The sequence below is a fragment of the Mycolicibacterium agri genome (genome assembly GCF_002553505.1).
Lineage (GTDB): Bacteria > Actinomycetota > Actinomycetes > Mycobacteriales > Mycobacteriaceae > Mycobacterium > Mycobacterium agri.
In genome coordinates this window covers 1-2,782 of sequence record NZ_PDCP01000183.1, presented here as the reverse complement: position 1 = coordinate 2,782, position 2,782 = coordinate 1, and the positions used below count along the sequence as shown (strand labels likewise).

The window sequence follows — 2,782 nt, the reverse complement described above, 5'->3', positions numbered from 1 at the left end:
CGGTCTGCCTTGAAGAACCACTCCAGGAAATCGTCCGCGCCCCCCTCTGGTCCGCACTCGAAATCAATCAGGGGCCAATGGACGGCGACCTTCGGCAGACCGGGAAGGGCGCCAAGAGCGATCTCCTCGATGCTGGGTTGGGTGGCGGCAGTCAACGCCACCGAATCACCGTCACAACTCAAACCGGCATTAATCCACAGGACATGGATCAAGGCCTCTTCCGCTTTGACTGCAGCTTCAGTAGGCATATGTCACAGCTTTCTGGGACGGGCCGCGTCCCTGCGCCACCGGAGTCGACCGTCGGCCCACTTGCGCAGCGCTACCTCGGACTTACCCCCTGCAGAATGACATGTCAAGTACGCGTTGCGGTACCTAGAATGTTTGGGCAAACTGGACGGCATTGTTCGGCTCTGCTGTAATATGCGTTGGGCCGGAATCTTAACGTTTTGGTTGATAAATCAGGCCGAAACTCTGCCAAATTCATAGCCTTTCGCGGCGGACAGGGTTCGTATGTTGACGATTGCATCCGTTCGCGGCCACAGTGGCTCGTGAAGCCAGGGAGATCGCACGCTGGCCCAACTCGCCACTCGTTCACCACTTCGATGGACGTTACGCACGGCGCTCTCAACGCCTGTCGAGAGGGCCAAGAGGTACGCAACTTCCGGGCCGCTACCCCAAGAGCCACGATTACATCTCGGCTGACGAACGCGTAGGTGAAATGTGATGATACCTAAGGGGTTTGGCCGCCAGGGTATTTCGCCGGGTCCGGCGCTACACGCTCCGCCGCGCCGACATGGCGGGTGGGCGTCCGCTCAACCTGCTCTGCTGCGTAGTCGGCCTGAGATACTTCGCCGATGCTGTGAATCGGGGTGAAGGTACATAAGTGGGGCCTGCAGGAGTTCATCTAGTTCATCGACATCGCCACCACCGCACGACGTCGACGAACAAGGATTTCGTGATCACACGCGCGACGTCTGCTGCGGCTGGCTGTCGAGGTTCGCGACTGCTTCGTCGATGCCCTAGACCCCGGCTGCGTGGTCACTTCTCCTCAAACACCGAATCAGTCGGCCTCACAAGCCCGTCGGTCGCTATTCCGCCAATACCGTCAGCGGTTGGCTGGTGCTCGCACAGACCTTTCGCGGTGAATCACGCACCGCTAGCTTCCTGCCCCACGTGTGGGTTGTCTTGCTGCACAACGCATTTAGGCATCATGGCCGAACCGGGAACCTGAGGGAGTGGCAACGGGGAGCCAGCGGCGCGCATCCGCGCCTGATATAGACGACAGCGGGGGTTCGCTGTTCAGATTTTTCATCTGCCGCGTAATCGACTACTTATCGGTCTACTTCACGCCAGCCTGCGACGACCTCACGCGCCCAAGTCGGTGTCGACAAAGGCTGCAACACGCTTCACGTCGGAGCCGACCGTTGCTTTAGCCGGCTCCGGGCACGTGGGGCGCCTGCCCGGTGCGCTCGTAGTCCGTCAAGATGTCGATACGCCGCTGGTGGCGTTCGCCTTTCGAAAACGGTGTGGCGAGAAAAGTGTCTACGATGGCCAGCGCCTCCTCGACGGTGTGCATCCGCGCACCGATGCTGACTATTTGGGCGTCGTTATGCTCACGCGCCAGCGACGCAGTCTCGGAGTTCCATGCCAGGGCGCAGCGGATGCCTTTCACTTTGTTAGCCGCGATCTGCTCGCCGTTGCCCGAGCCACCCAGCACAATGCCCCGGCTGCCCGGGTCACCGACGGTGCGCAGGGCCGCTGCGATGCAAAACGGTGGGTAGTCGTCGCTGGGGTCGTCGGCGTAGGCACCGCAGTCGACCGGATCGTGCCCGTTCTTCTGCAGGTGGGTGATGATGTGCTGCTTGAGTTCATATCCGGCGTGGTCGGAGCCCAGGTAGACGCGCATGCCGTTATTTTGGCAGACGCTTCGATCGCGTCGGATGGTGACCTGAATGTGCCGCTGACGAAAGAGCATCAACTCGGCGTTTCGGCCAGGGCGGCTGTGTGGCTGCCTCCGCAGCCCATGGGAGGTGCTCGCCGCGTGAATCGACGGCTGTGCGGTGACCATCAAAACAAGCAGTTGCCTGTCCTGATGACTACGTCCTGTGCGGTCGCCGCTGCCCCGTGAAGATAGAAAACTCGGTTGTCGGCCTTGACAGCGCGCGTTTGGCAGGTTCAACTGGCATCGTATTGAAATTGGTTTTTCACGATGCGAAATTTGTGGTTGTTTCAGCTCGCGCGCGGTGGGCGCCTTGGCGTAGAGGAAGTCACTATGACGGGGGTCGCGTACACGGTCAACTGCTCGATTCTGCTAACCGACCGTCCGCTTCTTGAACGGCCGCGAGCTGTCCGTGACGCGGGATTCGACGCAGTCGAATATTGGTGGCCGTTCGTCGAGCCCGTGCCCTCCGATCGTGAGACGGAGGCGTTCATCCGTGCGATCACCGACGCCGGGGTGACGTTATCTGGACTCAACTACGCTGCAGGCGACATGGCCGGCGGCGAGCGCGGCATTTTGTCGGCGATTTCAGGCAGTGGATGCAACAGCGGGTGGTTTTGGCGGGTTTGAGAGTAGCTCGTCGAGGACTTCAGCGGGTTTCTTCCAGCCGAGGGTTTTGCGGGGTCGGGTGTTGAGTTGGGCGGCAACGTAGTCGAGGTAGTCGGCCGGGAACACTGATAGGTCGGTGCCTTTAGCAAAGTATTGGCGCAGCAGCCCGTTGGTGTTCTCGTTACTGCCGCGTTGCCATGGCGAGTGCGGATCGCAGAAGTAGATATCGAGCTC

The 2,782-nt window shown here is 60.5% G+C and carries 2 protein-coding genes and 2 pseudogenes; 1 reads left to right on the top strand and 3 read right to left on the bottom strand.

Translation table 11 applies throughout. From position 1 onward, the window contains the following. Together CQY20_RS33555 and CQY20_RS33550 are read right to left on the bottom strand one after the other, a co-directional pair. Positions 1-248, bottom strand: a pseudogene (locus CQY20_RS33555) (hydrogenase expression protein HypE); the annotation flags it as partial. Between the two features lie 1,181 nt (positions 249-1,429). Next, a complete protein-coding gene (locus CQY20_RS33550; RefSeq protein WP_097945656.1) occupies positions 1,430-1,906 on the bottom strand; it encodes a ribose-5-phosphate isomerase in 477 nt (158 codons plus the stop codon). Between the two features lie 366 nt (positions 1,907-2,272). Here CQY20_RS33550 and CQY20_RS35845 point away from each other — a divergent pair. Then, positions 2,273-2,521, top strand: a pseudogene (locus CQY20_RS35845) (hydroxypyruvate isomerase); the annotation flags it as partial. 6 nt (positions 2,522-2,527) lie between these two features. On the opposite strand, the gene CQY20_RS33540 reads toward CQY20_RS35845, so the two are convergent. After that, the coding region (locus CQY20_RS33540; protein ID WP_109789712.1) for an IS30 family transposase at positions 2,528-2,782 on the bottom strand (255 nt) is incomplete at its 5' end.